Genomic DNA, 24,710 nt, shown 5'->3' on the forward strand with positions numbered 1-24,710 from the left:
GCCGCACCGAACCAGCCCTCGACGGAATACGTGACCTGCTCCCGGGCGACTGGCTGAACGACTTCCGGTAGATCATGTTCCGACCTTCTGCCAGCCGCCCGGCGCCCCGTGGTCGCGCTCGCTCGTTTGTGGGGAGTCAGCCGGCCGCAGCCTGCTGCTCTGCGCGGGCGCGGGTGGTGGCGAGGCGGTAGGAGTCGGTGCCGGTTTCGATGATGTTGCCGCCGAAGGTGAGGCGGTCGACGATCGCAGCGCAAAGACGCGGGTCGGTCTTCGTGATGCGGGAGCCGTCCAACGCCGGTTCCAAGTACGGGACCGTGACGAACGTGTCGCCGTTGGCTTGCACGTCCCGCTTCGCTTCGCTGTAGCCGGCCTGACGAACGCTGATCCAGTTTGCCCAGTCTTCGGCCATGTCCATCCCCTCCGTAACGATCACCCGGTCCCGCCGTGCGATCTTTGCCCATGCGTGACTGACCGTCAACAAGCCCTCACACTGGTGCGCCGCCGACCATACGGTGCCGACGCAACACCTCCGAGCGGCTGATGCCGCCCTGCCACGCTGACTCCCGTGCGCGCTACGAGGTCAGCACCCGCACCGCCGAACGGCTCCTCGCCAAGGCCCGCGCCGGCCGCCCGGCTTGACCGGCCCCAGGCGCACCCGGCCGGACACCGGTCAGCCGGCCGCCGCCGCAGGACCGTGCCCGAACCGCGGTACGTCGTCCACGGCCACGTCCAGGCGCAGCCGCTGGAACCGGAGCGGGTGACGGAAAACGCCCCGGTCAACGGCCCGATCGGCGCTGAACTCCGCCACCAGGTCCGGGCGGACCAGCGTGACGTCCAGGACGTCACGGCTCCCCCACGCCGCAGCGAACTGGACACCCGTCCAGGAGTGCCCGGGGCCGGCCGCGGCCAGGTGCTCCGCCACCTGCCGGGAGAGATCCGAGCGCAGGGGCACCGTGCGGCCGACCGCGCGCAGCCGGCCGTCCTGGTCGTGGCGGCCGAGGACGAGCAGCTGCGGGCGGGCCAGGGTGCCCGTGATCGCGCCGATGATCGCTTCGGTGGTGTCCCGGCGGCGGATCTTGGTCCACCCGCGGTATGAGGGGTGATAGCGGCTGGTCAGAGGCTGATCACGATGCCTTCGACGCCCGACACGTCCGTCCAGGACTCCAGCCATTCCCGCGCCGTGGCCAGGTCTGTCGTCATCGGGCACAGCGTCCACGGGGCCGTCAGGGCGTGGGTGGTGAACAGGTCCTCGAGCAGCGCGCGCCGCTGCGAGTACGGGCGCGTCAAGAGCTGCACCCCGTCCTGCTGCAAGACGTCGAAGGCCACGAAGTAGGCCGGGCCACCGCGCGGCCAGGCTGGCGGCACTGCGGCCGCGGGCCGCGGCGCGGCGCTGCAACGCCTCGAACGACAGCCGGCCTGCTTCCGCATCCCACACGAGCAGTTCGCCATCGAAGACCAGGCCGTGCGGCAACTGCTGCTCGGCGGCCGCCACCAGGTCCGGCCAACGGTCCTGAACCAGCGACCCGCGCCGGGTCTGAAGCAGCACACGACCGCCGGGGTCGGTTGGGGTGAAGAGCAGGGCCCGGTGCCCGTCGAACTTTTGCTCAAAGGCCACCCCCGACCGCAGCACGGCCGGCCCCGGCAGCCGCTCCGCGGCCTGCGCCAGCATCGGCTCCACCGACGGTCTGAGCACCATCCCCGCGGCCTCCCTCGCTGTCGCCCCTCTTCCAGAGTCGGCCAGAGCAGCCACGAGCGGGCGGACCGGGGCGGCCGCCGCATCATCCGTCCGAGGGGCGCAGCGGGGCCGTCAGAGGCGGCCAGGGGCCTACGTGCGGCACGGTGGCGGCATGCGTCGCTGGACCCTGCCACTGCTCCTCGCCGCGCTCCTTGCCGCCTCCGGATGCGTCACCGTTCACCCCGCCCCTGCCCGGCCCGCTGCGGCATCCTCCGAGGCGGTACCGGCGGACGACAAACCCGCCGGCCCGGTGCCGGTACGGACGGACACGGGGCCGGCGTTGCCCCTCTCCCGCCTGCCCGAACCAGCGCCCCCAGCCCCGGCCGGCACCGCTCCCGGAGCGCGCCCCGCACCCGCAGCGCCCAAGGGCGAGGCCGAGCACGCGCGGCCGGCGCCCCACCGCCGGGCCGATGCCCCGGCTCGGCCGCGCAAGGCGGCCCCGCCCAGGGCCGCCGTACGCCCCACCACCAAGCCCACGGTGAAGCCGCAGCCGCACCGTAGGCCGGCCCCGCACCACCCGGCACGGCCCGCCCCCGAAACGGGGGCCCCAGACATGGCCGCGCTCTGCCGCGCCGCGCACGGCGTGACCACCCCCGCCGTCACCGCGCTGTGCCACCAGACGTACGGACGTTGACGTCGGTGGGGCGCTCGCACAGAAAATCGAACACATGTTTCTATTGAGGGGTGAGACCACCGTTCCGCTTCCCCGAGGACCTGATCACGCTCCAAAGGGCGTGGCAGCAGACCTACGCCGCGCTCGCGCAGGCTCCCGCCGGGGCCGGTACGACCGCGCTGCGGCGCCGGCTGATCATCCTCTCCGGGGGCCTGTGCGCCCATCCCTACTGGGCGGCGCCCGCTGGCTGGCGGGCCGGCGGCGTCGAGCTGCGGCGCACCGCCCGCGACCACTCTTCGGCCCCGGAACGGGAGGGAGCAGCATGAGCGAGCAGTCCCCCACGACGCCCCGCCCGAAGGCTGTACCGGCCACCTGGGCGCCCCACCAGACTGGGCCGTGCGCGAAGTGCCATCAGCCGTGCGCGCGGTACGGCGCTCCTGCGAGTCCGCTCTGCGAGACGTGCCGCCGGGCCCGGCAGGAGCAGTTCGCGGCCCACCCCTGACCGTGACCGACCCTGCACCACCTCCCGTGCCGATCACGTTGCTCCTGCCGGACGGGCAGGAGATCGAGCGGGTACGGCTCTACGAGCGACAGCAGCTCGGCTCCGGTCTGTGGATGTACCGCATCGGCGTACCCCTGTGGCAGACCGCCGTCGGCGGCGGCGTCGAGGCAGCCGAGTACGGGACATGGGTGACCTCCGACCAGCTGCGCCCGATCCCCGGGGTGAGCCTGGACCGGGTCCCGAAGACCCCACGGCCCGCCGTTGCGGCAGGGGCCGCCGGTCGGTGGGCCTGGCGCCTGGACGGCCGTACCCGCAGCCGGGCCGCCACGGTCCACGCCGAGGGCTGCCGGCTGGCCACCGAGCGGGCGGTGCCGGTGCAGACGATGGCGGCGCTCGATGCGCTCGCGCGGCCCGGCACGGCGGCGTGCACCGGGTGCGACGCCGCCGAAACCCTGTTGCCGATCCTGCGCCACGGCCAGGACGACGTCCCCGACCCCGGCGACTGACCAAACACGGCAGGTCAGACGGTTGGGGACCCGGTGTAGTCATGCCGCCCGTAACCGCGACCGTCACCATGCCAGTCCAGGAACAGAACCGAGTCGGCCAGGGCGCCGGGGCCGGCCCGGTGCTTGATCGTCGGCGTTCGGTAGTGCCCGTTGTAGTGGGCGCTCGGGGTGCTGTCCTCCAACCGGCCCTCGATCGCGGTGAAGTCGCGTTCGATCACCACGGGATCGGTGCCGTCGCGGGATTGCTTGATCTGCAACCGCAGCTTGGCCCCGTCGAAGATCGTCGGGTCGTCCACCTCCCGGAAATTGGTGCCGTCCCACTTCGCTTCGGCGTAGGCGTACACAGTGCCTCCGGAGCGGGCCGCGCACGTCTTGACCGTGATCGTCCAGTTGTCCGGCCACGGCCCGTCATAGCTGCTGTCGTCGATGTCCTGCGTGCTGCTCGCGCACTCGTAGGCTGGCGCGGCCGTGGCGGTGGGCACAGCCGATGCCGCTACCGCCGCCACGGCCAGCGCGGCCGCCGCCGCGCGCTTGATGGTGTTCATGCCCGCTCAATGCCGGTACCGCCGGGGCGACACGGCCCCGGGTCCAAACCGCCCCCCACGAGGGACGTTCTCCCCCCAGGTGTTCGGACGCGGGCCGCAGGGCAACCGGTCGCGGGCACCGCTGCGGCCCAGTCGAGGACGTCACGGCGGCGGACGTCCTCGCCGAGGATGGCGAGCACGTCCGCCAGGGGCTCGGCCATCTCCCGGGCGTCCTCCGGGTCCTGGTCGAGGAGTACCCGCCAGACGGCATGGGCGTTGCGGGCCGCGCGGACCGTGTCCGCCTCCGGTCGGGCCCGCGTCCCCTGCCGGCGCAGCGCGGTGGTCATGAGCAGTTCGGCCGTGCCGCGGAGGTCGGTGCGCTGGACCAGTCGCAGGTGGCGAGGTTGTTGACCACAGCAGGGACGACGTCGGGGGTGGCGCTGTAGTCGAAGTCGGAGAGCCACTTCTGGCGGGGGAAGCCTGCCGCTCGGATCCGTCGCTCCGAGCGTCGCCGGTCCCGGTCCTCGCATTCGGACATCAGCAGCTCGGCCAGGAACCCCGGTAGGAGAGCCGTTCGCGTTCGGCGCGGGCGACGAGGTGTCGACGTACACCCGAAAGTGGCTCTGGCAAGATTTTCGTAGACGAAGATCATCTCGGTGGCATGGTCGGCCGGTCCGCAAAGCGGGCAGCCTGCCACTGTGCTCTGTTGAACTGGCCAGTCTGTTACCGCAGTTGTCTGATGTGCTGGTGAGCTCGGTCGAGGTCTCCGATGCCGCGGTGACGGTCGGCGCCCGCACGAGATCGGGTGAACCGGCGAGATGTACGGGATGCGGTCAGCTCAGCGTGTGGTGCCACAGTCGGTATGTACGGAGCCTGGCCGATGTCACCCTCGCGGGCCGACCTCTGCGCGTCGAGTTGTCCGTGCGCCGTCTGTACTGCGAGAACACGACTTGCCCGAAGGTGACCTTCGCCGAGCAAGTACCCGGCCTGACAGCGCGCTATCAGCGACTGCAGTGCCTGGTGGAGGCCGTGGGCGTGGTGCTGGCCGGCCGGGGCGGAGCCCGGATGCTTCGGATCTTGAACATCAGGCTCTCGCGGGTCGCCGTCCTGTCCCAGCTGATGCGGGTGCCGCTGCCGCCACTGGTCACGCCCCGGGTGCTGGGGGTCGACGACTTCGCGCTCTACGGCGGCACCTACGGCACGCTTCTGGTCGATGCCACCACCCGGCTCCCGCTCACCTTCTGGGAAGGACGCGATGCGGAACAGCTCGGACCGTGGCTCCGAGAGCACCCGGGCGTCGGGGTCGCCTGCCGCGACGGCTCCCTCACCTACCGGCAGGGCATCACGGCCGGGGCCCCCGAAGCCGTGCAGGTCAGCGACCGCTTTCACCTCTAGCAGGGCCTGTCCCGCCGAGTTCAGGACATCGCCTCCGCCCATCGCGGCTGCCTGCCCGCGGCTCTGCCCACGGTCAGTGAAGACGATCCCCCACCGGTCGAGGAGACCACCGGGGACGCTGCGGCGAACACCCGGGCAGGGCGCGCCATGCCCAGAGTCTGTTCGAGGCTGTCCATGCTCTGACCCGCACCGGCCGGAGCCGTAGCTCCGTGGCCCGCGAACTCGGCCTGGACCGCAGAACCGTCGGCAAGTACGCGCGCGCCTGCACCTGGCAGGAAGTGATGCGCCGGCCACCCCGCAGCCCTCCGCCCTGGACCCCTACCTCGAGTACCTGCGACAACGCTGGGACGAAGGACAGCACAGCGCGAAGATCCTGCACGAAGAACTGCAGGCCAAGGGTTACCTCGGCCACTACCAGCGCGTGAAAATGGCCGTCGCGCCACTCCGGCGGGGCCTGCCCATCGACGAGCCACGCGAGCGACCACCCTCACCTCGCGAAGCGGCCCGCTGGATCACCACCCACCCGCGCCACCGCAACCCGCACATCAACGAACGCCTGCCCCGGCTCCTCGAACACTGCCCCGAACTCAGGCTCACCCACGACCTGGTCCGCCGCTTCGCCACCATGCTCGACAACCGGGACGCCGCACCCCTGCCAGGCTGGCTGGACGACCTCGCGAACAGCGGTCTGGCCCCACTCGCCGGCCTCGCCGGAGCCCTGCATGAAGACCGGCACGCCGTCGCGCAGGGCATCACCACCCCTTACAACTCCGGGGTCAACGAAGGCCGCATCGCCGACGTCAAGCTCCAGAAACGGATCATGGCCGGGCGTGCTGGCGTCCCACTCCTCCGCCACCGCGTCGTCCTGATGGCCCACCTTCGCCGCCACTATACGGACCGGCCGACCATCTCACCGAGATGATCTCCGTCTACGAAAATCTTGCCAGAGCCCTCTGAGTGCTCCGCCAAGTACAGACAAACGTGCACCGCTTGGTCGTGGGCGTGACGGTTGGCGGTGGGCAGTGTCGGGGGTCCCTCCCGGCGGCTGTCATGATCTCGGCCATGGACGAGATCATCAAAGTTCTGAGGCGGGAGTTCGACGCAGAGGAGGGGAGCTTCCTGCTGCGGTTGCGCGGGGATCTGGAGTGGGACCGGGCTGCCTTCACCCGCCTGGAACAGGCGATGCGAGCCGCATGCCAGCGATCCCAGTCCGACGACAAGCTCGATCGATGGGTCGCCGAAGGGTTCTATGAGATCGCGACTTGGGTTCCGTCTTGGACGTCACACCCGAACTTCCCCAAGCCGGCGCCCGATGCCTACTTCGAGGACTGCATCGAGCGGATCGGGGATCTTGCCCACTGGTACTTCCGGGGCTGGCACGACTACTCCGAGGAGCATGTCTGGCCTGACCTGTGAAAACTCCGGGAAGCTTGGTCAGGCCGCGTCGTCCCGTTCACGTTCGATGGCAGCGAGCCGATTCTTGAGACGGTAGCTGGGACCGTTGATGGAGACGACGTCGCAGTGATGGAGGAGGCGGTCGAGGATGGCGGTGGCGAGGACTTCATCTCCGAACACTTGCCCCCCTTCGCTGAAGGTCTTGTTCGAGGTCAGGATGATCGAGCCTTTTTCGTAGCGCTTTGAGATCACTTGGAAGACCAGGTTGGCCTCTGCGCGTTCGAGGGGCTGGTAGCCGACCTCGTCAACCACGAGAACAGCGGGCCGCAGGTAGCTGCCGAGCATGCTGGTCAGCCTTCCTGCGCACTCGGCGGTCTCGCGTCCTCGACAAGGGGCAGCTGCCGCGGGGCTTCCTCTCGGAAGAGCTGTTGGCCGTTCGGCGTCCGCTTCGATGCCCCGGCGGCGGCCGACGCGCCGGAGCATGGCAGTCAGCTCCCACATCTGCAGCTTGGCTGCCAGGGCTGGCGTGGGCGCCACGGCAAGGATGCGGCGGGCATCGGGGCGGTAAGGGTTCCCGGCTTGTCCCTGAACGCCTCGATCATCGCCGGGAAGTACTCCCTGGGCAGGGACCGCAGCCGGTTGGCAACCTGCTGCCGGTTCCAGACCGCGTCCTGCTGCGCGGGCCAGAACGGCGACTGCCTGGGCCAGGTCAGTGTCGGCGGGCAGCGGGCGGTGCACCGGCGCATCGGTGCGGATGATGTTGGCGAGCACCAAGGCATCGCCCGGGTCCGACTTCTTGCGGCTGACTCCGTGCCGGTCGCGGTAGCGGGAGGCGGCCCTCGGGTTGACCGCGTAGATCTTCCGTGGACCCTGCCGCAGCGTGGCGACCAGCAAACCGCGGCTGGTCTCGATGGCCACCGGGATCGGCGTCTCCGCCGTGTCACCGTGCTCGGCCAACAGGTCCAGCAGCAGCCGGTAGCCGTCCAGGTCGTCGTTGATCCGGCACTTGGCCAGCAGCTTGCCCCTGTCGTCGACGAGCGCGACGCCGTGGTGTCCCTCCGCCCAGTCGATCCCGCAGAACACGTCCGGACCGTGGTGGAGCAGGTGCGGCGTTCCAGGCGGCCCGCAGGGAAGTGGGCACCAGGCGAGAGTCAAACCTGCAATGCGAAGACCGGCTCGCCGGCCGGTGCACCGAAACCATCCCGCCCCGGCCCAGGCAGGCCGCCAGGCTCGAAGAACCAGCGACCGGCCACCCGCCACGACGTTGGGCGGGTCCTCCCCACCGGCGAGGCGCTCAGCCGTCCCGCACACCACAAGGCCGGCACGAAAGTGCGCCGAACTGGCTAAGAACTTCGGCGGGAGTAGCATGCGCCGCCCTCTCGGGCACGGACGTGCCCCCCTCGACGATGACCAGGCGGTGTGTGCCGTCCCTGGCCGTACTGCAGCCGAACGGGCCGCACAGGAGACTCCCTGCGGCCCGCCCCGCGCTCGGAGCCCGCTTCCATGGCCCTCCGACGCAGTCTCGGCGCCGGCCCCCGTATCTGACGCGCTCCGGCTCTACCTGACGCCAGAGACACAGAGGTCGTGCCTGTCGGTCACCGGCCGCCCTGCAGGATGCGCAGGACTTCCCGAGCTGTAAGAGAGGCCCCCGCCCAGGCGGGGGCCTCTCTGCGTAGACGCGGCAGCTACCGGGCGCGATAGCTCCTGCCGTAGACGACATTCGCCGCGCGATTCTTCCCAGTCACGTATCGCATGGTTCATGCGGCCATGAACACGGTTCCGGAGATGAGCCACCTCGCCCTCAGATGTGCCCATTCGGCGGAGAAGAGCCAGGTCGCGGTCACGAGCCCGCAGGACGTCCCGCCCGCGCCGGGTCAGGCTTTGCGATGGCCACGGCCACTGCGGGCGAGGCTTCGTCAGCGAATGGTACTGCGTCGCCGTCTCCCTGCCCCTGCCCTACAGGGCCTGCTGCGTCGCCGTCTCCGTTCCCGCCGCCAGCCGCCAGCCGCCAGCCGCCGACCATGCGCCCGCAGCACCGGCGGCTGCAGCCCCCCGCAATGGCTGCGCGGAAGCCGGTCTACTTCGTCGCGTCGACATGCTCCGGCCTTTAAACGTGTTCAAGTCCGGGTTCGAGCCCCGCCGCGGGGCCCGGATTCTGGTGGATGCATGCACCATCGTTAGGATCGCGTGGCTCTATGCGTCCGAAACGTTCCGGTGTCGCCACACCGCGTGATGAGTTCCAGGGGTGTCATGTCCGACAGGTTTGCCGTTGCCGGGGACCGTGTCCCGGTGCTCGCCGAGGCGCCGCAGGTAACTCCCGACCGTGCCCGACGCCGTAGGACATTGCGGAGGGTCGGCGGGTCCGAGGGGACCGCTGGTAAGGCCGAGGCCGGCCGGGCGCCGCGAATAGCCGTGCTGGACGGCTTGCGGCTGCTCGCCGCTCTGTCGGTAGTCCTGTTTCACTACCTGGCGGGCTCGGGGACTGTTCCATGGCAGCGGACAGCAACCGAGCTGTTTCCTACGCTGCATCGGATCGCCGGGTTCGGCTGGCTGGGCGTGGTTTTCTTCTTCATGATCAGCGGGTTTGTCATCTGCATGTCCGGCTGGGGCAAATCCCTTCAGCAGTTCTGGCAGGGCAGGATCCTGCGCCTATTCCCGTTGTACTGGGCGGCGGTCGTGCTCTCCTCGACGGCCGCCCGACTGGGCCCGCAGACACCCGGTGAGCCGAGGGTCACCGTCGGCCAGATGCTCACGAACCTCACGATGCTGCACGAGCCGCTCGGCGTGAACCACGTGGACACCGTCTACTGGACACTCTGGGTCGAGCTCCGCTTCTACCTGGTCTTCTCGCTAGTCGTCCTGCTGGGCACGAGCTACCGTCGGGTCGCGAATTTCTGCTGGGTCTGGGCCCTGGGCTCGGTCTTGGCGCCAGCGTCGGGCATTCCGCTGCTCGACCAGCTCCTGGTGCCCCGGTGGGCGCCCTTCTTCATCGCCGGGATGGTCTTCTACCTGGTCCGCCGTGCGGGCCGGTTCGAGGCTGAGACTCTGGGCCTCCTTGCCCTGTCCTGGCTATTGATGCAGCACCGCCTCCCGGAGGTCATGGCGTGGGAGGGGCACGGCATCAACTGGAAGGTCTGCCTGGCCGCGATCACCGTCATGTACGTGTTGATGGGTCTGATCGCGCTCGGGAAGCTGGACCGGATCCAGTGGCGCTGGCTGCCGGTCGCGGGCGCGATCTCCTACCCGCTCTACCTCGTGCACCAGTCGCTGGGCGTGCGCGTGATCTGGCGGTGGAACGAGCAGTGGGGCGCCTGGCCCACCCTGCTCGGCGTGATCGCCGGAATGGTTCTAGTCGCCTGGCTCATGCACCGACTGGTAGAGCGGCCGCTCACTCGGCTGCTGCGCCGCATGATGGCCGCGCAGGCCGAGTCGGCGCAGAAGCTCACCGCGTAGCTTTGGAGCAGGGCTCCTGCATCACACAGCGCCCTGAAGCGACGTGGTCGGCGAGATGATCATGATGGCTTGCTTGCTCCGCACCGGGTACCGCAGGCAGGGCTTATGCGAGCACAGGTGATGCACCGGCCGCTGTTCGCAGCTGGCCGCTCCGAGTCGGCTGCTGGCGCGTCCCTCCGCGTGAGAGGCCACCCCTGCGTGGTGTGGGGGTGGCCTCCGGGCGTGTATCAGAGCGTCCAGAGCTGGTCGGCGTACTGGGGGGCGCAGTCGTACTGCTTGACCACGGCGTCGTTGCCGGCGGTCTGCCACGGGATCCAGAGGCAGCGGTTGCTGTTGACGTTACGGATCTGGTTACTGCCGCCGGCTACTGGCTCGATCTTCCATTGCTGGTCGGCGTACTGGGGGGCGCAGTCGTACTGCTTGACCACGGCGTCGTTGCCAGCGCTCTGCCACGGGACCCAGAGGCAGCGGTTGCTGTTGACGTTACGGATCTGGTAGTTGCCGCCGGCTACCGGCTCGATCTTCCATTGCTGGTCGGCGTACTGGGGGGCGCAGTCGTACTGCTTGACCACGGCGTCGTTGCCGGCGCTCTGCCACGGGACGAAGAGGCAGCGGTTGCTGTTGACGTTCTTGATGGAGGCGGTGGCGGTGGAAAGGCGGGCTTGCCGTACCCAGTCGGCAAGATCGTCGACGCGCGTGGAGATGGCTCCGGTGCGGGTCTCTGTGGCAGCGGTGCCGAGGCAACCACCCTGCCATGAACGGGAGTGCACCCCGACCTGCTTACCTGCCTGGTCTAGCAGCGGACCGCCCGTGTCGCCTTTGCAGATGGCGTCGGTGCCTTTGCCGGTGACGGTGAGGGTTGTGGCGTCGGTTGAGTTGACGCTGAAGGTGCCGGTGTGGAGCTTGCCTGGTACCCAGTCGGTCTTGGTGCGGCCGTACCCGGCAGCCGTCAGGTCGGTGTTGGCGGCCGGGGCAGAGCCGGCAAGCTCAGCGGGCCTGATGTCGTCGACTGGCGTGGCCAGGCGGACGAGGGCGGCGTCACGGTCGGTGCGTGGGGCGACCTGGGTGACCTCGAGCGTCTTGCCGTCGCTGAACGTCGCGGTGGTCTTGAGTGCCGGCTTGCCAGCCGGGACCGTGGTCCCCGGGGTGGCGGCGACGCAGCTTGCGGCGGTCAGGACCCAGTAGCGGTCTACCAGGGTGCCTGTACAGGCGCGGAGATTGGCCTCGTCGCCGATGCTGAGCCGGATGGTGTATTGGTGCGAGCCGACGGCAGCTTCGGGGCCTGAGACCGCGAAGGCGGGGGTGGCGGTCATCAGGGCCGTCGACAGCAGGGCAGAGGTGGCCAGCAGCCTGGAGATCCGCGCAGCGCGCGGATGGAGTGCAGACACGTGTGTTCCTTTGAGAGCAGGGCGTGCGGGCATTGCCTCGCGAACGCCGCGGGTCAGCTTCTTGGCTGATGGGGCCAGGGGAAAGACGTCGAAGCAGAAGTTCTTCTGCTGGACACGGGAGTTGACCGTGAGGTCGGGGGTGTTTCGGCAGTTCGACACCGGCGACCCTGCGGGGCCGTGCGTGGGCATCCGCAGCGCTGCCCACAGACTCTGAACGCCACTGTTACGGCTGCTACTTGGAGGTCCTGATTTCGACGAGCATGTGGTCGCGGCCCTGCTCGTCCGCGCTCTCGCCTACGGGCGTGAAGGCTTCCTTGGGCACGTCGAAGGTCTTCTCCTCCGTTCCTACAGTCATGTCGACCTGGGCCGTCTGCGTAGCACTTCCGCGGATGCCGTAGACCGCGGGCATCTCCAGGGTCAGCCAGCCGCTGCTGCCGGTGACCTTGAAGCACACCTTGTCGCTCTTCCGCGCCCAGACCTCCAGGAGACCGGACTCGCTGGCGCAGTCAGCCAGCGTGATGTGGCCGTCACCGCGCTTCAAGAGGATTTTCCTCTCTGCGAGGATTTGTTCGGCCAGCGGGTAGTCATAGGTCTCTATCGCGTATCCCGGGCCCTCGGCAGCGATGGGATTCGCCGGAATGCTGCTCTCCTGGCCGGTGGTCACCAGAATTGAGGCTCCAACCAATGCGGCGCAGCCGATGGCAAGGACACGTAGAGGATTCTTCACTGGAGCTCCAAGGGAATTGTGTTATGGGTCGCTCGATCGCCTGGATCACCGGGAAATCCCCCACGGTTGGATAGCCCGATGCGACGCAAGAGCATACGGATAATCGCACAGACAGGCTCTTTTGAGCGTGCCCGCAAGAGGGCTTGAGCGCCGTTCACCTGCGCCAATGACCAAGATCGCCCCCGCTTCGATTACAGCTCCATGCTTGCCAAATGTCCATCCGGATAAATCGGACCTATGCCCCAGAGGAGCCCAAGATCCCTATTCGCGACCCCCTGGGGGGGGATTTATTAAAGGACTTCAGTGGGCCCTGGTTGGCGTCTGCAATGGTTGTGAGTATTTGATAACAAATTAGTAACGATTGCATTTCTAAATAATTACGCTGTGGTGATTCGTTGCTGGGGCTGGATTCTCGCAATGCGAGAAGCAGGCCCTTTTGCTTTACTCTGGCGCGGCACCATGTGAGAGGATGACGCTGACCAGGGGGGATGTGTCGCTGTGAAGATTTTCCAGACGACAAGCAGTGGCCGTAAGGCGGATCAGGTATCCGACTGCGCTACTCGTTCCACGTAATTGCCCCTGTTCCGTGCCCGGTGGTGCTGTACCCACTCACCGGTGGAGCTTGCGGACCCGCAAGCCTGAGCTCGTGTCACAGGCGCCCAAGGCACACCGGCAGCAACGGACCTGACGGTTTGTAGCCTGCGCCAGCAACTCGCCCCATCAGCACTGCCCCTTGAGGAACCCCAATGCAGATGACCTTCATGAGCAGACGCCGCATCCTCGGTGTGCTGGCTGCCGCCACCGTCGCCGCCGCGTCGCCGATTTCATTCTCGAAGACGGCCCGTGCCACCGGAAACAGCACTCCTCATCCGCTGCCCGACACCGACCGGGCCAAGGTCCTGACCGCCTGGCTTTCAGGAGGCAGGGGGACTCGCGCCCTGGCTGCCCACGCCCTAACGGGCACGGACGCCGAGGTGAGCACGTTCCTTACGGAGCACCTCGCCAAGGTCATAGCGGAGGACAACCGGGTCGCTGCCCTTGCCTACATGGCTGGCGCGGGCAAGGCCATGCGCCGCGAGGGGACAGCGGCCCTTCTCGGCGGCGACGCTGCCATCGCAACGTTTCTGCAGAGCGGTTACAAGCCGGCCGTGACCGAAGACCTGCGGGTTGCGACTGCCGCGGTCATCAACGTAGGCGGACGGGCTGTGAAGCGCGAAGGCACAGTCGCTCTGGACGCAGGCACCGACGGTGCGCTGGAGCGCTTCATCATTGAAGGCAGGTGGAAGGCTGACGATGAGGACATGCGGGTCGAGACCTCGACGATCATGTTCGGAGCAGGCCCGGAGGTGACCAAGTACGCAGACCGCGCCTTGAAGGGCACGGACGCGGACCTGGGCTGGTTCCTGGAGGTCGGACAGCACATCGCCCGTGCCCGTGACCAGGAGAAGGCCACCATCAAGGAGCTCGTAGCGGTCGTCGAGCGCGAAGGCAAGCGTGCCCAGGCGAGTACCGAGCTTGCCCTCGAGGCCTCCCAGCGCGCCCAGACCGCCGCCGCACGGGCGAGAGAGGCGGCCGAGAAGGCCGCGGCGGAAGCCGAGGCGGCCAAGACCGACGTGGCGAAGTCCGGCGCTGCGGCTCGCAAGGCCGCGTCCGCCGCCCAGGGGGCAGCCGACGCGGCCCACATCGCCATCCGCGCCTCCAGCACGGCGGTGGAGGCCTCGCGCCGCGCCGCCCGAGCGGCCACAGGCGCGTCCCAGGCCGCGGCAGTGGCCGGGTTCGCCGCCTCCACCGCTTACAACGCGGCGATCGCCGCGTCCAAAGATGCCTCCAAGGCCGAGGCCGCGAAGAACGCGGCGGTCGCCGCGCGCAATGCCGCGGCGAAGGCCCGCAACGCGGCCAAGGCCGCCGATCAAGCCAGCGCCGCCTCTAGCGCTGCGGCCACGGCAGGCGGCGACGCCGCCGCTGCCGCACGCGAAGCCGCCACCGCGGCCAAGGCCTCGGCTCAAGCGGCCACGGCCGCTGGCGTCGCCCAGTCAGAAGCGGCTGAAGCGCAGCGTCAGGCATCCATCGCCGGCACAGCGGCCAACCAGGCCACCAACGCCGCTTCAACTGCCCAATCCCTGGCCAATGCGTCCGCATCTGCCGCCCGGGCGGCGCGCGACGCGGCCAACTCCGCCGCCAGCCATGCCGAAAGGGCGGCCGCTGCTGCGGAGGACGCTGTCAAGTATGCTGGCCAGGCCATCGACTACGCGAACAAGTCGACTGCACACGCTGCGGAGGCCATCAAGGCCGCAGATACAGCCACCAAGACCGTCGCCGAAGCCGTTACCGTTGCCGCCAATGCGCGGGAGGCGGAGTGGGCCTCGTTGGAGGAGGACCGCAAGCAGGCCTTGGAAGAGGCCAAGGAACTTGCGGCCTTCGACATCACCCAGCGCGCCGCAGCACTCAACAAGCGTACCCAGGCCGAGCAGACGAGCCAGGCCATCAAGGACCTAATCAACAGGGCCGAACAGGCGCTCAACGCCCAAGACTTCGAGCTCGCGGTCACCCTCGGGCGCAAGGCCGCGGTCGGCTTGCTGGACGCCAAGGGCACATGGACCCGCGAAGCCGCCCAGTTCGCGCTCGCCGGCACCGAGTACGAGATCCTGTCCTGGATCGACCTTGACCGCGCCCTCGCCCAGTCGCAGGACGACCGCGAGACCATCCTTTACATCGCCCAGATATCCGATCCGGCGGTCGCCGACGGCGCCGCCGAGGCCCTGGCGAGCGGCAGCGACCCGGCCGAAGGAGATTTCAACACCGGCGGAATGATCAAACGCAGAGCCGAGGAAAACCGGGTCCTCATCTTCCGTATCCTGAACGGCGGGGCTGGCGCCGCGGTGAAGGAGGCCGCGGACAAGGCCCTGAAGATCAACACTCCAGAAGCCCTGCAGAAGTTCTTCGACGAGGACCTCAAACCCGCCGTCGAGGAAGACGCCCAGGTCAAGATCGCATCACTCATCCACACAGGCGGCCCCTACACCAAGGCCTTCGGCGAAGTGGCCCTCGCCGGCCCGATCTGGATGAAACTGCACTTCGTCGAGGTCCTGTGCTTCAAGACCGCACAGCTGGACCACGACTCCGCCAGCCACGCGGCCGCCATCCAGGCAGCGATCTCCGCAGCCGCCAAGATCGCCCAGGAGGCGCAACGCGACGCCGCCCACGCTTCCAAGGCTGCCGCCGACGCACGCAACGCGGCTGCCGATGCCCAGAAGTGGGCGGACAAGGCCATCAAGGCCCAAGAGCAGGCTTCCGCCTACGCCGCAGAGGCCAACAACAACGCAAACACCGCCGAAAAGTCCGCCAACGAAGCGCAGGTGCAGGCGAACAAGGCCAAGGCCGCAGCGAGCGTTGCCCAGGGAGCGGCCCGAGCCGCCAACTACTCGGCAAATAAAGCCATCGACGCTGCCCGGAGCGCCCTGACCTCGGCCCACTCGGCACGGGCCTCGGCCGCCGCCGCGCACAGCTCGGCGCTCGCCGCCGGAAAAAGCGCAAGCGAGGCAGCCGCAGCAGCCTCCCAAGCCCGCGGCATCGCCGCGGCCAAGCGACAGCAGGAGCTGATCGAGGAAGCCCGCAAGGCCGCGGAAGAGGCACAGAAGAACAAGGACAACCAGCACAACCCCGCCGACACCCCGCAGAACGACAAGGTCAACCCCAACGGTACGGGTGGTGAGGAGGAATGGTGGTCGGACGCGGGCTGGTGGGCTGATGCCTTCGAGGTCACCAGCGGTCTCGCTGCGATCGGCGCAATGGGTTGCACGGTAGCCATCCTCTTTGCCCCCGAAGCAGCCCCGATCCTGGGCACCGTGTCCTTCGTGCTCAGCGGTGTTTCCATCGTCTCCTCCGGGCTCAGCACGGTCTTCACCGGCGTGGAGCACGGCTGGACGAGCAAGGAGTTCGCCGGCTCCGCCGGCCGCTTCGCTCTCAGCCTGCTCTCGCGTGGTCGGGGCGGATTCGCCAGCATGCGTATGCCGGTGAAGGCCAAGAGCGTGATGACACCAGTAGCCAAGACCACCGCGGACGTAGGTTCCAAGATCATGAAGGAGTTTTACGACCTCGTCTCCTGAAGCCCGTACGTCCGCCGCCACCAGCTGAACGACAGTATGGCGTCACACGGCACCGCGGCCGCCTGGCCCAACACTCGCCCGAAGGAAAGGCGGGGTCAAAAAGCCAGAACGCCCACTGTTGGGTGCGTTGGCATGTCCCTGGCACCTAGTGGGGCTGGGGCGTCATCAAGTCGTCCAGCAGCGCCACATCCCGTTTGTCGCAGTACACCCTCGTCCCCTTCACGGGGGTGTACGACGCGATGCCGACTTAGTGGAACTTCGGTTTCCCGTCCGGTGCGCAGGACTGGGAGCGCGCCGGGGACGTCGTTGAGCCGGCCGATCTAGTGGACCGGAACAGGTAAGGGCCGGCTGAGGGGGTTGCGCACGGTGGGATCCCAGTACTCATGCGTCAACCTCCGACAGGAAGCAGTCCTTAACAGGCCCGCCCGCCTCGGAATGCAGAGCTTTGGACGCTCTGGCCGTCAAGGCGCCGGCTGCAGATGTGTGACACCTCGGCGCGCTCCACCCATCTACCCCGAAGAAAAGGGATCTGACAAGCATGCATAGAACACGTCCGCGGCGCGCAGTTGGGCTACGCGCCCGGTCAACCGTGCTCGCGGTGCTGACTGCGGTGACACTGGCACTCACCACCACCGGTACGGCCTCGGCACAGCCAGCTGCGGCGGTGTCCGGCCGGATAAGCAGCCCGGACCGGGCCGACGCTGCTTTCCCCGCGACGACACTCGGCAACCTCCCGAAGAAGTCCGCGGAACACTGCGAAGCCACGAGGGCCGGGTCTAAGGAACGCAGAAGGGGCGCGATCAAAGCCTGCGTGAGCTTCAGTCCCTCCCCGGCCCGGGTTGCCGCCGCGCCCCGGTCCGCCGTCCCACAGGCGCTCGCCGCGGGTGCCACCTGCTCAGTCAACGGTGCTGGCAACTACTCCTACGAGCGCTTCTCGTACTGCGTAAGCGGCCTGAATGTCCTCTACACCCTGCGCGACGGCAACGGCGTCGAGATCGGGCGAGGCACCCTGGAGGTCTCCACCGGGGCGTCGCTGCCTGTCAGCGGAACGACGTGGAGCGAGCAAGTCAGCGTGAAGATGACTTCGGCGCAAGGCGACGTCACCGCCCTCACTGCCAAGTTCCGCGCCGCCTGCGGAACTGGTTGCAAGGTGACGAAGGCCGCGCCTTGGTTCGGCGGCAACCTGACCGTGGGACAGTCCCTCACCGGCCCCGTCACGTACTCCTCGGCCCCCGCCGCCGGAGCCGCCGCGGAATTCAGCACCTCGTACCAGATGTACGTAACCATGCCGGGCGCCACGATCACCGACCCGAATGCCTCGTGGGCGAACCCGCGCACTATCCGCTGCGACGACGCGGTCGGGGGTACCTCGACCGCGGGCTGTGCTGTCCCTTCCGTGATGCCCGTCGTGGCGATGAAGGCAACGAGCTCGGACCCGGGCGGCGCCATCGCCGCCTACGACTGGGCGCAGAAGAACCTCAACGGCGGCTGGGGGAAGAAGGGCAGTCCTCTGACCCGGTCGACGAGCGGCGTCGCTGGCCGCACCGCCACCACGTGTAGCGGCTTCACGGCCCAGACGGATCTCGTCGAAACCGACTCCTGCGGTGACTTTCCCTTCGGCGAGGCGAGAGAAGGCGGGGCCGCCGGCGACCGGTGCGTCAATGTGATCCCGAACCTCGGAAACGGTGAATGGGACACGTACATCCTCAACGACGGCCATGTTCTGGACCGGGCCTCACCCTGTGTGCAGGCCCATGTCACGCCCGCCGAGAAGCAGTTCGCCGACATGCAGCTGGCCGATGGCTTCAAGGAACAGCGGGTGATCGATGCCGACAAGTTCGAGCTGACGGTGTCGACACCGGACACCGGACCGCAGGCCAGCTGCCTGAACGATCCTCCTCCGGCGGGTGCGCTTCCCAACCGCGACGGCTGGTTCAAGAACACCACTGAGCCGGTTCCCCTCATCAACCAGACCAACACGTCGGGCGGGCCCGGAAAGCGTCCGACCCAGGCGCAGGCGTGCCTGGGTCGGAATATCGGCGGGGGGACAGGAACCAGCGATCCCATCACCGGCTGGAAGGACGCAGAGGCGTTCAAGCAGGCGAGCAACGTCACCAACGGGCTGGCCCGATGCCATCTCATCGCGAAGGTCCTCGGCGGACAAGGCACGAGTGATCTCACTCGATACAACCTCGTCCCCTGCTGGCAGTCCGGGATGAACACGGGCACGCCCAGCATGCGGACGTTCGAGACCATGGCGCAGGACCTGATCAAGGGCTCCATCGCCGGTTTCGGAGTCAACGACGCGATCTTTTACGAAGTGACGCCCGTCTACAGGGACGCGACGAGCACGATCCCCTTGGGCGTCACGATGCACGCAACCATCCAACGGGCGAACGGGACAACCGAGGAACTGTTCCCTAACGTATACGTCACCAACACCTTGCAGAACACTGGGACGCTCAACCTCGGTAACTGATCCACCGAAAAGCACCAGTGCGCGCCAAAAGGAGCAGGCATGAGCTTCACCACCCCACCGCGGCCGTTCGATGTCACCGCGCTCTTCCCTCAACTGGCTCCGCTGGCGCGCACGGCGACCCGACTACACCCGCGTCCCGGGTCGCCGACCGTGCACGACAGCCACGTCGGCGGGCCGCTCCTGTGGCCCGCCGACGAACCGTGGCCCTACTGCGACGAGCCACACGACAGGCACGCCTCGACGGTGGTCCACGCCCCAGGTGACGTCCGGCTCCTGCGCCGCGACCTTGCCGCAGCGGACGAACGACTGCGCCTCGACCCCGAGGCACCCGGGTACACCCCTGGGGAGCTAGAGACCTGGGAGCGGATCAAAGTGGGCCGCCCGTGGTTCGACGGCCCGGTACCCCTTCTCCCGGTCTCCCAGCTCTACGCCCGCGACGTGCCCTTCCCGCGCTCAGCCGACGCGGATCTCCTCCAGGTCCTGTGGTGCCCCTTCGACCACGCGATGGCACACCCCAAGACCGCACTGTTTTGGCGTTCCTCCGCCACCGTCACCGACGTGCTCGATGCGCCGCCCGAGCCGCCGGTCATCCAGTCCGCGCACTACCTTCCGGAACCGTGTCTGTTCTCACCAGAGCAGGTCACCGAGTACCCCCATCCCAGGGAGCTGGACAAGGAGCTTCGGGACCAGCTGGACGACAGGAGCCGCTGGGAGGTGATCGATCCTATTCAATACAATGCATATGCGTATGATCCGGGCGAGCTCTACTTGAACAACCTCTCCACCGCCCCCGGCTGGAAGTCGGGCGGCTGGACCCGCTGGGACCCCACCGACCCGGTCGACCTCTCCTGCCCCGAGTGCGCCACCGAGGCGGTCCCCCTTCTCACCATTGCCTCCTCGGAATGGGACTCCGGCAGCGAGACCTGGATCGCCGAGGAGAATCGGACCATCCCGATGCCAGTTCCTCTGGGCACCTCGGACGGCAACTTCACCAAGATCGACATCGCTGGCGGCTACAACCTTCAACTCCATGCCTGCCCGTCATACCCGGACCATCCGCACATTGAGCTGATCCAATAGGCCCGAACCCCCGGACCGCCGGGCTTGGTCACCAGCGACCCGACGCGCTTGCCCTTGTCGGTCGCGGGCAGCCGGTTGAGCGCCACGCTGATGCTGTGTCCGCCGGGCCAGCTGTAGGCCAAGGGCACGCGCACCGTCGCGCACTGGAATCCCTTGGGGGTCAGCGGGAATGTCCTCGGCAGGGAAGAAACGCCAGGTGACCTTCTGTTCGTAGAACGGGCTCAGGTCAGCGGGTGTGGCTTGCTGCCCGCCTTCCCGCGGCTTCGGTCCGACTACTCCGCTGCAGCAGCCAGTCACCGCCACGCCGACCAGGGTGGTGCTGATCACCAACAGTTTTACGCGCATACGCGGATGCCCGTCCCTCGATCTCACCTCGTAGCCAAGCCCCGCCGCGGAGCGCCGGCCCCCGACCGCGGCAGGCGTCCACCGTGACGCTACGGGCGCCACCGGCGCCACGCCCGAACGGCCAGCAGCAACAGATCCTCCAACGGCGGCACAAGTTCTTCCACGGCCCCGAACCCTCAGCCACACGGCACCGGCCGCTGCTTGTTCTCGGGCAACTTCCCGAACCGACCAGACGACCTCGCTCATCACTCAGCGTGCACACACCACACAACCTGAGCCAGAGTCCTTCGATGCGTATAGAGTCCCTCCGGTCTGGGGCGCCTGTGTCCTAGTAGTGCTTTGTTAGCTGGTCTTGTCGTGTCGGGGGTCTGGTAGTTCGCTGGCTGTATGAGGGCTGGGGAGCTTGCGGCGGTGCGGGGCCGGTTGGACGAGTTCGCTTCCGAGGTGTTCGCGCCGTTGGTCCGTCGGGACCAGCGGGCGAAGGGCCAGTTGTATCTGCGCGGCCTGCTGCTGGACGGTCCGCGCAAGTCGATCCAGCCGATGGCCGTACGCCTGGGTGTCGATCATCAGCAGTTGCAGCAGTTCATGACGTCCTCGACCTGGCCGGTCGCCGACGTGCGGGCCCGGCTGGCCTGGCGGGCGGTGGCCGTGGTGCGTCCGCAGGTGCGGGTCGTAGACGACACCGGATTCCCCAGGGACGGCCGTTCCTCGCCCGGGGTGGCTCGGCAGTACTCCGGCACCCTGGGCAAGGTCGGCAACTGCCAGATCGGCGTCAGCGTCCACGCCGCTTCCGACACCGCCTCGTGCCCGCTGTCCTGGCGGCTGTTCCTGCCACAGTCATGGGACGGGCCTGAGGCGACCTCACGCCGGGCGGCCTGCCGGATCCCCGACAGCGAACACCACCCGCCCAAGTGGCAGCTCGCTCTGGACATGCCCGACGAACTCGCCGGGACCGGTCTGCGGCCCGCAGCCCTGGTCGCGGACACCGGCTACGGCGCGAACGCCGACTTCCGCCACGGTCTGGAAGACCGCAAACTCGCCTATGTTCTGCAGGCCAAGGCCGAGATGACCGCCCACGGCGAGATCGTCGAGCCGCACCGGCCCGCCTACAGCGGCCTCGGCCCCCGCCCACTGCCGCGCTACCGCACCAGGCCGGTGTCCTTACGTGACCACGTGCTGGCCGCGGGACGCCGCCACGGGCGGACGCTGACCTGGCGCAATCTCGGCGCAGTCGAAGAACTCTCGGTACTCGACCAACCACCAGGTCTCATCGACGCCGACACCCGCCTGGTCGTCGTGGTCGGCCGGCCTCTGCCCGGCAACCATAACGACTACAAGGCATGGGAGGAGTCCGGCGCCAAGGCTGCCGTCGGCAAGACACTCACGATCGCCGACGGCGGCTATCCGGGCACCGGACTCGTCATGCCCCACCGCCGACGCAAAGGCGAAGACCTGCCCGACTGGAAGCAGGAGCACAACAAATCCCACAAGCAGGTTCGCGCACGCGTCGAGCACGTCGTCGCCCACGTGAAGACCTGGAAGATCGTCCACGACTGCCGACTCAAGGGTGACGGCGTCCATCACGCCATGCTCGGGATCGCCCGCATGCACAATCTCACCATCGCCGGATAGACGAGCGGGCCGCACAGCGAACAGCCCAGCCCATAGATCATTTACGGGACAACCCTTAGCTGAGCGGGTTGGCGGCTGTGCTGGCTCACTGAATCTGCGCAGAATATGACGTGCGATAGCGGTCTGACCTGCGAAGTTCCTAGGCAGTCACAAATGATCAAGGACTGGTTCGCGGAGCCAGAGAATCAGCGAGGCCAGGACGACTCCCGCGCGGTAGCGGTCGGCGAGCTTGTCGAACCTGGTTGCGATCGCGCGGAACTCTTGAGGCGTGCGAAGCGTCGTTCGACCACGTTGCGGTCGCGGTCTCCTTGTCGAAGGCGGGCGGTCCGCCGCCGAGGCGCCCTCGGCGCCGGCGGTTGGCCGCTTGGTTGCGGCGCTCGGGGATCGTGACGGCGATGCCCCGACGCCGCAGCAGGTGCCGGATGGCTCGGCTGGGATCAGCTCCCGCCGCCGAAGGCCGTAGCTGATCTCCGCCTCTCAGGGTTGGATGACCCGCTGGAACGTGCATAGAGGCAGATCTGTCACGGGGTGCTCAAGGAGTTCGACGCGGTGGCGGGCGACCGGGCAAGGGGGACGCCCAGGTCTTCGGGCGCCGGATCGCGATGGCCGACGCGTTCGGCGACCTCCAGGATCCAGGTCAGGTCAACGTGCAGCGACATGCTCACGCAGCGGCGCCCCGGTCGTCGCGCGGGGCGGGAGCGTGCTGGACATCAAGCTGCTCTTCGAGGTCCTGCAGGAACGCGCCGTGGATGTCGAGGAAGCGCTGGGCGGCAGCCATGCCGGCGGCCCGGGCTCCGGTTGTGTCCTCGGTGATCAGGCGCTGCACATACTGGTTGAAGTCCAGGCCGCGTGCCTCGGTCGCGTCCTTCCCGGCGGCTAGGACGTCCGACTCCAGGCGGAGTTGAGTCTGCCTCCTCGTGCTGCTCATACCCGAAAGGCAGCAGGGTGGTAGCAGTCGGGGAATCTCCAGTCGCCCAACCAGGCCCGGGCCGTAGGAAGTGGAGCGGTTCGCAACGGGTGGCATCTCCCAGACCCGTTGTCAGTGGCACCGGCCAGTATGGCAGTTCGGACTATCGGCGTACATCGGGGTGATCTTCGGATCATGGTGCGAACGGAGACGCAATGCCGAACCGCTTCGCGAAGTCGGCGGGGTTCGACCGACGACTTGACCTGACCAAACCCGACCTTGGAGTAGCGGGCGGGGCCCGCGCACCTCGAACATCTCCTGGCGGACCGGCGTGCGCTTCGCTTCAGCCAAACGGCCTGCTTCGCAGACCTGGGTGACACCGTTTCACGAGGTCCGGGCTTTCGACCCGTTGGGCTGGCGCTTCGCTCCCCAGCCGGATCCTTCCGGCTTCGCCTCCAGGGCTTCACCTATTGTTAATTCAACTGAATCGCAGCTTGTTGCCACCTCCCGCACACAGTCGTACGTTTGAAGTGTAGCTACTTGCTAAAACCGTCCTGGAGGGCAAAATGGGTGACCTTAACGAACAACTTCGGATAACCACGTCGGATAACGCAGTTGCCCTGGTGGCAAAGGCGAACGCCACGGCAGTCTCAGGTGTGAGCACAGAGGGATTCGGGGTCGAGGGAAGAGCTCACGGGACTGGAGTGGTCGGAGTGAGCGAAGCCTGGCTCGGCGTCTACGGGGAGTCAACTGGCGGTAACGGCGTAGACGCCGTGCGTGGACAAGGCAAAGGCAGCACATGCGGGGTTGCTGGGCACAGCGAGAACGGAATCGGCGTATACGGAAAAGGCCCCCTTTGGGCTGCCAAGTTTGAGGGAAAAGTCCAAGTTACCGGCGCGCTCGAGGGAAAACGCATCCAAGGCACGACTGCATCATTCAGCGAAGATATAACCGCATGGGATGCTACGATCAGCAAAGGCTTGAGCACTCACGCAATAGCCGCCTTTACAGGAACGTTTACCGACGTGGTGAAAGCGAAACAGTTCAAGCCCACGGGAAACGACTACGCGGAAACCTTCGCCTCAGAAGACAACTTCGAACCAGGAACCGTTCTCACCATTGGAGATGACGGCCTGCTGACACCCTGCAGCACGCAATACGACACGCGCGCGACTGGAGTTGTATCTGGCGCTGGCGGCTTCACTCCCGGAACCGTCATGGAAAGCAACTCCGAATCCCGACATCACGTGATAGTGGCACTCGCGGGACAGGTTTACGTCAAAGCCGACCCCCAGTACGGGCCAATCTCCGTCGGCGACCTTCTCACAACCTCACCGACCCTGGGATGCGCCATGCGGGTCGCCGACCGCAGCCGTGCCGTCGGCTCAATCCTTGGAAAGGCCATGTCACCCCTCGCAGGCCGACACGGACTCGTCCGTATGCTCGTAACCCCATCCTGAGACACACCCGTCACAGGTCCGACACGGTCAGAGCTGGCCGTCTCCCGGCTCGGGAGCCAGGACCCAAGTCGAGCTGCTCGCCGGAGGGGTCGATCTCTTCGGCGAACAGGCCGACGTGGTTGGCGTAGGTGAGCACTTTGGAGAAGGCCCAGCGTGCCTGGCTCAGGCGTCCGGCGCGGGCGAGTGCCTCTACGTACAGGAAGCTGACAGGTTGAAGGTGCCCTCGGAGCCACGCAGGCCGTCGGGAGAAGCGTCGGCAGCATGAACGCCTCGTAGGCCCCGCGAGCCGGGCCCGCCCCTGCCCGTCCTGGTGGGACGGGCAGGCTTACCGGTCCAAGCCAGTACGGACGCTACGGACAGCTGCGGCCTTGTCCGTCGCCGATCACGGTCGTCGTGCAGCCCAGTGGCGCGTAAGCGCCAGCGGTGCTGTTGTCGCCGATGACGGTGGCGGCGTTGTCCACTC

General features: G+C 67.7%; 16 protein-coding genes and 9 pseudogenes. 13 read left to right on the plus strand and 12 right to left on the minus strand.

What is annotated here, in order from left to right; genetic code table 11:
* Positions 1-136: 136 nt before the first annotated feature.
* The 3 genes and pseudogenes from AB0D44_RS31110 to AB0D44_RS31120 all read right to left on the minus strand — a co-directional run.
* Positions 137-274 (minus strand): annotated as a pseudogene (locus AB0D44_RS31110) (AAA family ATPase); the annotation flags it as partial.
* Between the two features lie 839 nt (positions 275-1,113).
* A complete protein-coding gene (locus AB0D44_RS31115) occupies positions 1,114-1,449 on the minus strand; it encodes a hypothetical protein (protein WP_362597226.1) in 336 nt (111 codons plus the stop codon).
* A pseudogene (locus tag AB0D44_RS31120) lies at positions 1,388-1,696 on the minus strand (ATP-dependent DNA ligase); the annotation flags it as partial. The pseudogene AB0D44_RS31120 and the gene AB0D44_RS31115, both read right to left, overlap by 62 nt.
* A gap of 723 nt (positions 1,697-2,419) precedes the next feature.
* Here AB0D44_RS31120 and AB0D44_RS31125 point away from each other — a divergent pair.
* A complete protein-coding gene (locus AB0D44_RS31125; RefSeq protein WP_362597189.1) occupies positions 2,420-2,674 on the plus strand; it encodes a hypothetical protein in 255 nt (84 codons plus the stop codon).
* Positions 2,675-2,876: 202 nt separating this feature from the next.
* Entirely contained in the window at positions 2,877-3,356 is a 480-nt protein-coding gene (locus AB0D44_RS31130) for a DUF6233 domain-containing protein (RefSeq protein ID WP_362597192.1), read from the plus strand.
* A 14-nt stretch (positions 3,357-3,370) separates the two neighbouring features.
* Here the strand turns inward: AB0D44_RS31130 and AB0D44_RS31135 are convergent, their stop codons facing one another.
* A complete protein-coding gene (locus AB0D44_RS31135) occupies positions 3,371-3,901 on the minus strand; it encodes a hypothetical protein (RefSeq protein ID WP_362597195.1) in 531 nt (176 codons plus the stop codon).
* A gap of 364 nt (positions 3,902-4,265) precedes the next feature.
* A pseudogene (locus AB0D44_RS31140) lies at positions 4,266-4,468 on the minus strand (ATP-binding protein); the annotation flags it as partial.
* Positions 4,469-4,957: 489 nt separating this feature from the next.
* On the opposite strand from AB0D44_RS31140, the gene AB0D44_RS31145 reads away from it, so the two are divergent.
* The 3 genes from AB0D44_RS31145 to AB0D44_RS31155 all read left to right on the plus strand — a co-directional run bounded on the left by AB0D44_RS31145 (position 4,958) and on the right by AB0D44_RS31155 (position 6,691).
* Positions 4,958-5,275 carry a transposase gene (locus AB0D44_RS31145; protein ID WP_362597228.1) on the plus strand — a complete coding sequence of 106 codons (318 nt, stop codon included), beginning with the start codon at positions 4,958-4,960 and terminating at the stop codon, positions 5,273-5,275.
* 427 nt (positions 5,276-5,702) lie between these two features.
* Positions 5,703-6,197, plus strand: coding sequence for a hypothetical protein (locus AB0D44_RS31150; protein WP_362597198.1), 495 nt, complete (start codon positions 5,703-5,705; stop codon positions 6,195-6,197).
* Positions 6,198-6,337: 140 nt separating this feature from the next.
* Positions 6,338-6,691: a hypothetical protein gene (locus AB0D44_RS31155; RefSeq protein WP_362597200.1), complete on the plus strand. Its 354-nt coding sequence runs from the start codon at positions 6,338-6,340 to the stop codon at positions 6,689-6,691.
* 18 nt (positions 6,692-6,709) lie between these two features.
* Here AB0D44_RS31155 and AB0D44_RS31160 read toward each other — a convergent pair whose 3' ends face one another.
* Positions 6,710-7,753, minus strand: coding sequence for an ATP-binding protein (locus AB0D44_RS31160; protein WP_362597203.1), 1,044 nt, complete (start codon positions 7,751-7,753; stop codon positions 6,710-6,712).
* Between the two features lie 96 nt (positions 7,754-7,849).
* On the opposite strand from AB0D44_RS31160, the pseudogene AB0D44_RS31165 reads away from it, so the two are divergent.
* Positions 7,850-8,017: pseudogene (locus AB0D44_RS31165) on the plus strand (transposase); the annotation flags it as partial.
* Positions 8,018-8,920: 903 nt separating this feature from the next.
* Positions 8,921-10,123 carry an acyltransferase gene (locus AB0D44_RS31170; RefSeq protein WP_362597206.1) on the plus strand — a complete coding sequence of 401 codons (1,203 nt, stop codon included), beginning with the start codon at positions 8,921-8,923 and terminating at the stop codon, positions 10,121-10,123.
* Positions 10,124-10,350: 227 nt separating this feature from the next.
* On the opposite strand, the gene AB0D44_RS31175 is transcribed toward AB0D44_RS31170, so the two are convergent.
* A complete protein-coding gene (locus tag AB0D44_RS31175; RefSeq protein ID WP_362597208.1) occupies positions 10,351-11,511 on the minus strand; it encodes a trypsin-like serine protease in 1,161 nt (386 codons plus the stop codon).
* 232 nt (positions 11,512-11,743) lie between these two features.
* Positions 11,744-12,178, minus strand: a complete 435-nt coding sequence (locus AB0D44_RS31180) for a hypothetical protein (protein ID WP_362597231.1) — start codon at positions 12,176-12,178, stop codon at positions 11,744-11,746.
* An 806-nt stretch (positions 12,179-12,984) separates the two neighbouring features.
* Here AB0D44_RS31180 and AB0D44_RS31185 point away from each other — a divergent pair.
* From AB0D44_RS31185 to AB0D44_RS31205, 5 genes and pseudogenes are all read left to right on the plus strand, one after another.
* A complete protein-coding gene (locus tag AB0D44_RS31185; RefSeq protein ID WP_362597211.1) occupies positions 12,985-16,344 on the plus strand; it encodes an ALF repeat-containing protein in 3,360 nt (1,119 codons plus the stop codon).
* An 811-nt stretch (positions 16,345-17,155) separates the two neighbouring features.
* Positions 17,156-18,823: a DNA/RNA non-specific endonuclease gene (locus tag AB0D44_RS31190; protein WP_362597214.1), complete on the plus strand. Its 1,668-nt coding sequence runs from the start codon at positions 17,156-17,158 to the stop codon at positions 18,821-18,823.
* Between the two features lie 39 nt (positions 18,824-18,862).
* Complete coding sequence (locus tag AB0D44_RS31195; protein ID WP_362597217.1) at positions 18,863-19,903, plus strand: hypothetical protein; 1,041 nt, start codon at positions 18,863-18,865, stop codon at positions 19,901-19,903.
* Positions 19,904-20,635: 732 nt separating this feature from the next.
* Positions 20,636-21,409 (plus strand): annotated as a pseudogene (locus tag AB0D44_RS31200) (IS701 family transposase); the annotation flags it as partial.
* A gap of 58 nt (positions 21,410-21,467) precedes the next feature.
* Positions 21,468-21,880, plus strand: a pseudogene (locus tag AB0D44_RS31205) (transposase family protein); the annotation flags it as partial.
* 147 nt (positions 21,881-22,027) lie between these two features.
* On the opposite strand, the pseudogene AB0D44_RS31210 reads toward AB0D44_RS31205, so the two are convergent.
* From AB0D44_RS31210 to AB0D44_RS31220, 3 genes and pseudogenes are all read right to left on the minus strand, one after another.
* Positions 22,028-22,182: pseudogene (locus tag AB0D44_RS31210) on the minus strand (transposase); the annotation flags it as partial.
* Between the two features lie 214 nt (positions 22,183-22,396).
* A pseudogene (locus tag AB0D44_RS31215) lies at positions 22,397-22,539 on the minus strand (fic family toxin-antitoxin system, toxin component); the annotation flags it as partial.
* Between the two features lie 2 nt (positions 22,540-22,541).
* Positions 22,542-22,808, minus strand: a complete 267-nt coding sequence (locus AB0D44_RS31220; RefSeq protein ID WP_362597220.1) for a hypothetical protein — start codon at positions 22,806-22,808, stop codon at positions 22,542-22,544.
* Between the two features lie 545 nt (positions 22,809-23,353).
* Between AB0D44_RS31220 and AB0D44_RS31225 the strand changes: the two genes are divergently transcribed.
* On the plus strand, positions 23,354-24,247 hold the full coding sequence (locus AB0D44_RS31225) for a hypothetical protein (protein WP_362597223.1): 894 nt from the start codon (positions 23,354-23,356) through the stop codon (positions 24,245-24,247).
* Between the two features lie 70 nt (positions 24,248-24,317).
* On the opposite strand, the pseudogene AB0D44_RS31230 reads toward AB0D44_RS31225, so the two are convergent.
* Positions 24,318-24,499: pseudogene (locus tag AB0D44_RS31230) on the minus strand (glycoside hydrolase family 15 protein); the annotation flags it as partial.
* Positions 24,500-24,710 lie beyond the last annotated feature (211 nt).

Origin of the sequence: Streptomyces sp. NPDC048349 (genome assembly GCF_040651925.1) — a bacterium.
Classification (GTDB): domain Bacteria; phylum Actinomycetota; class Actinomycetes; order Streptomycetales; family Streptomycetaceae; genus Streptomyces.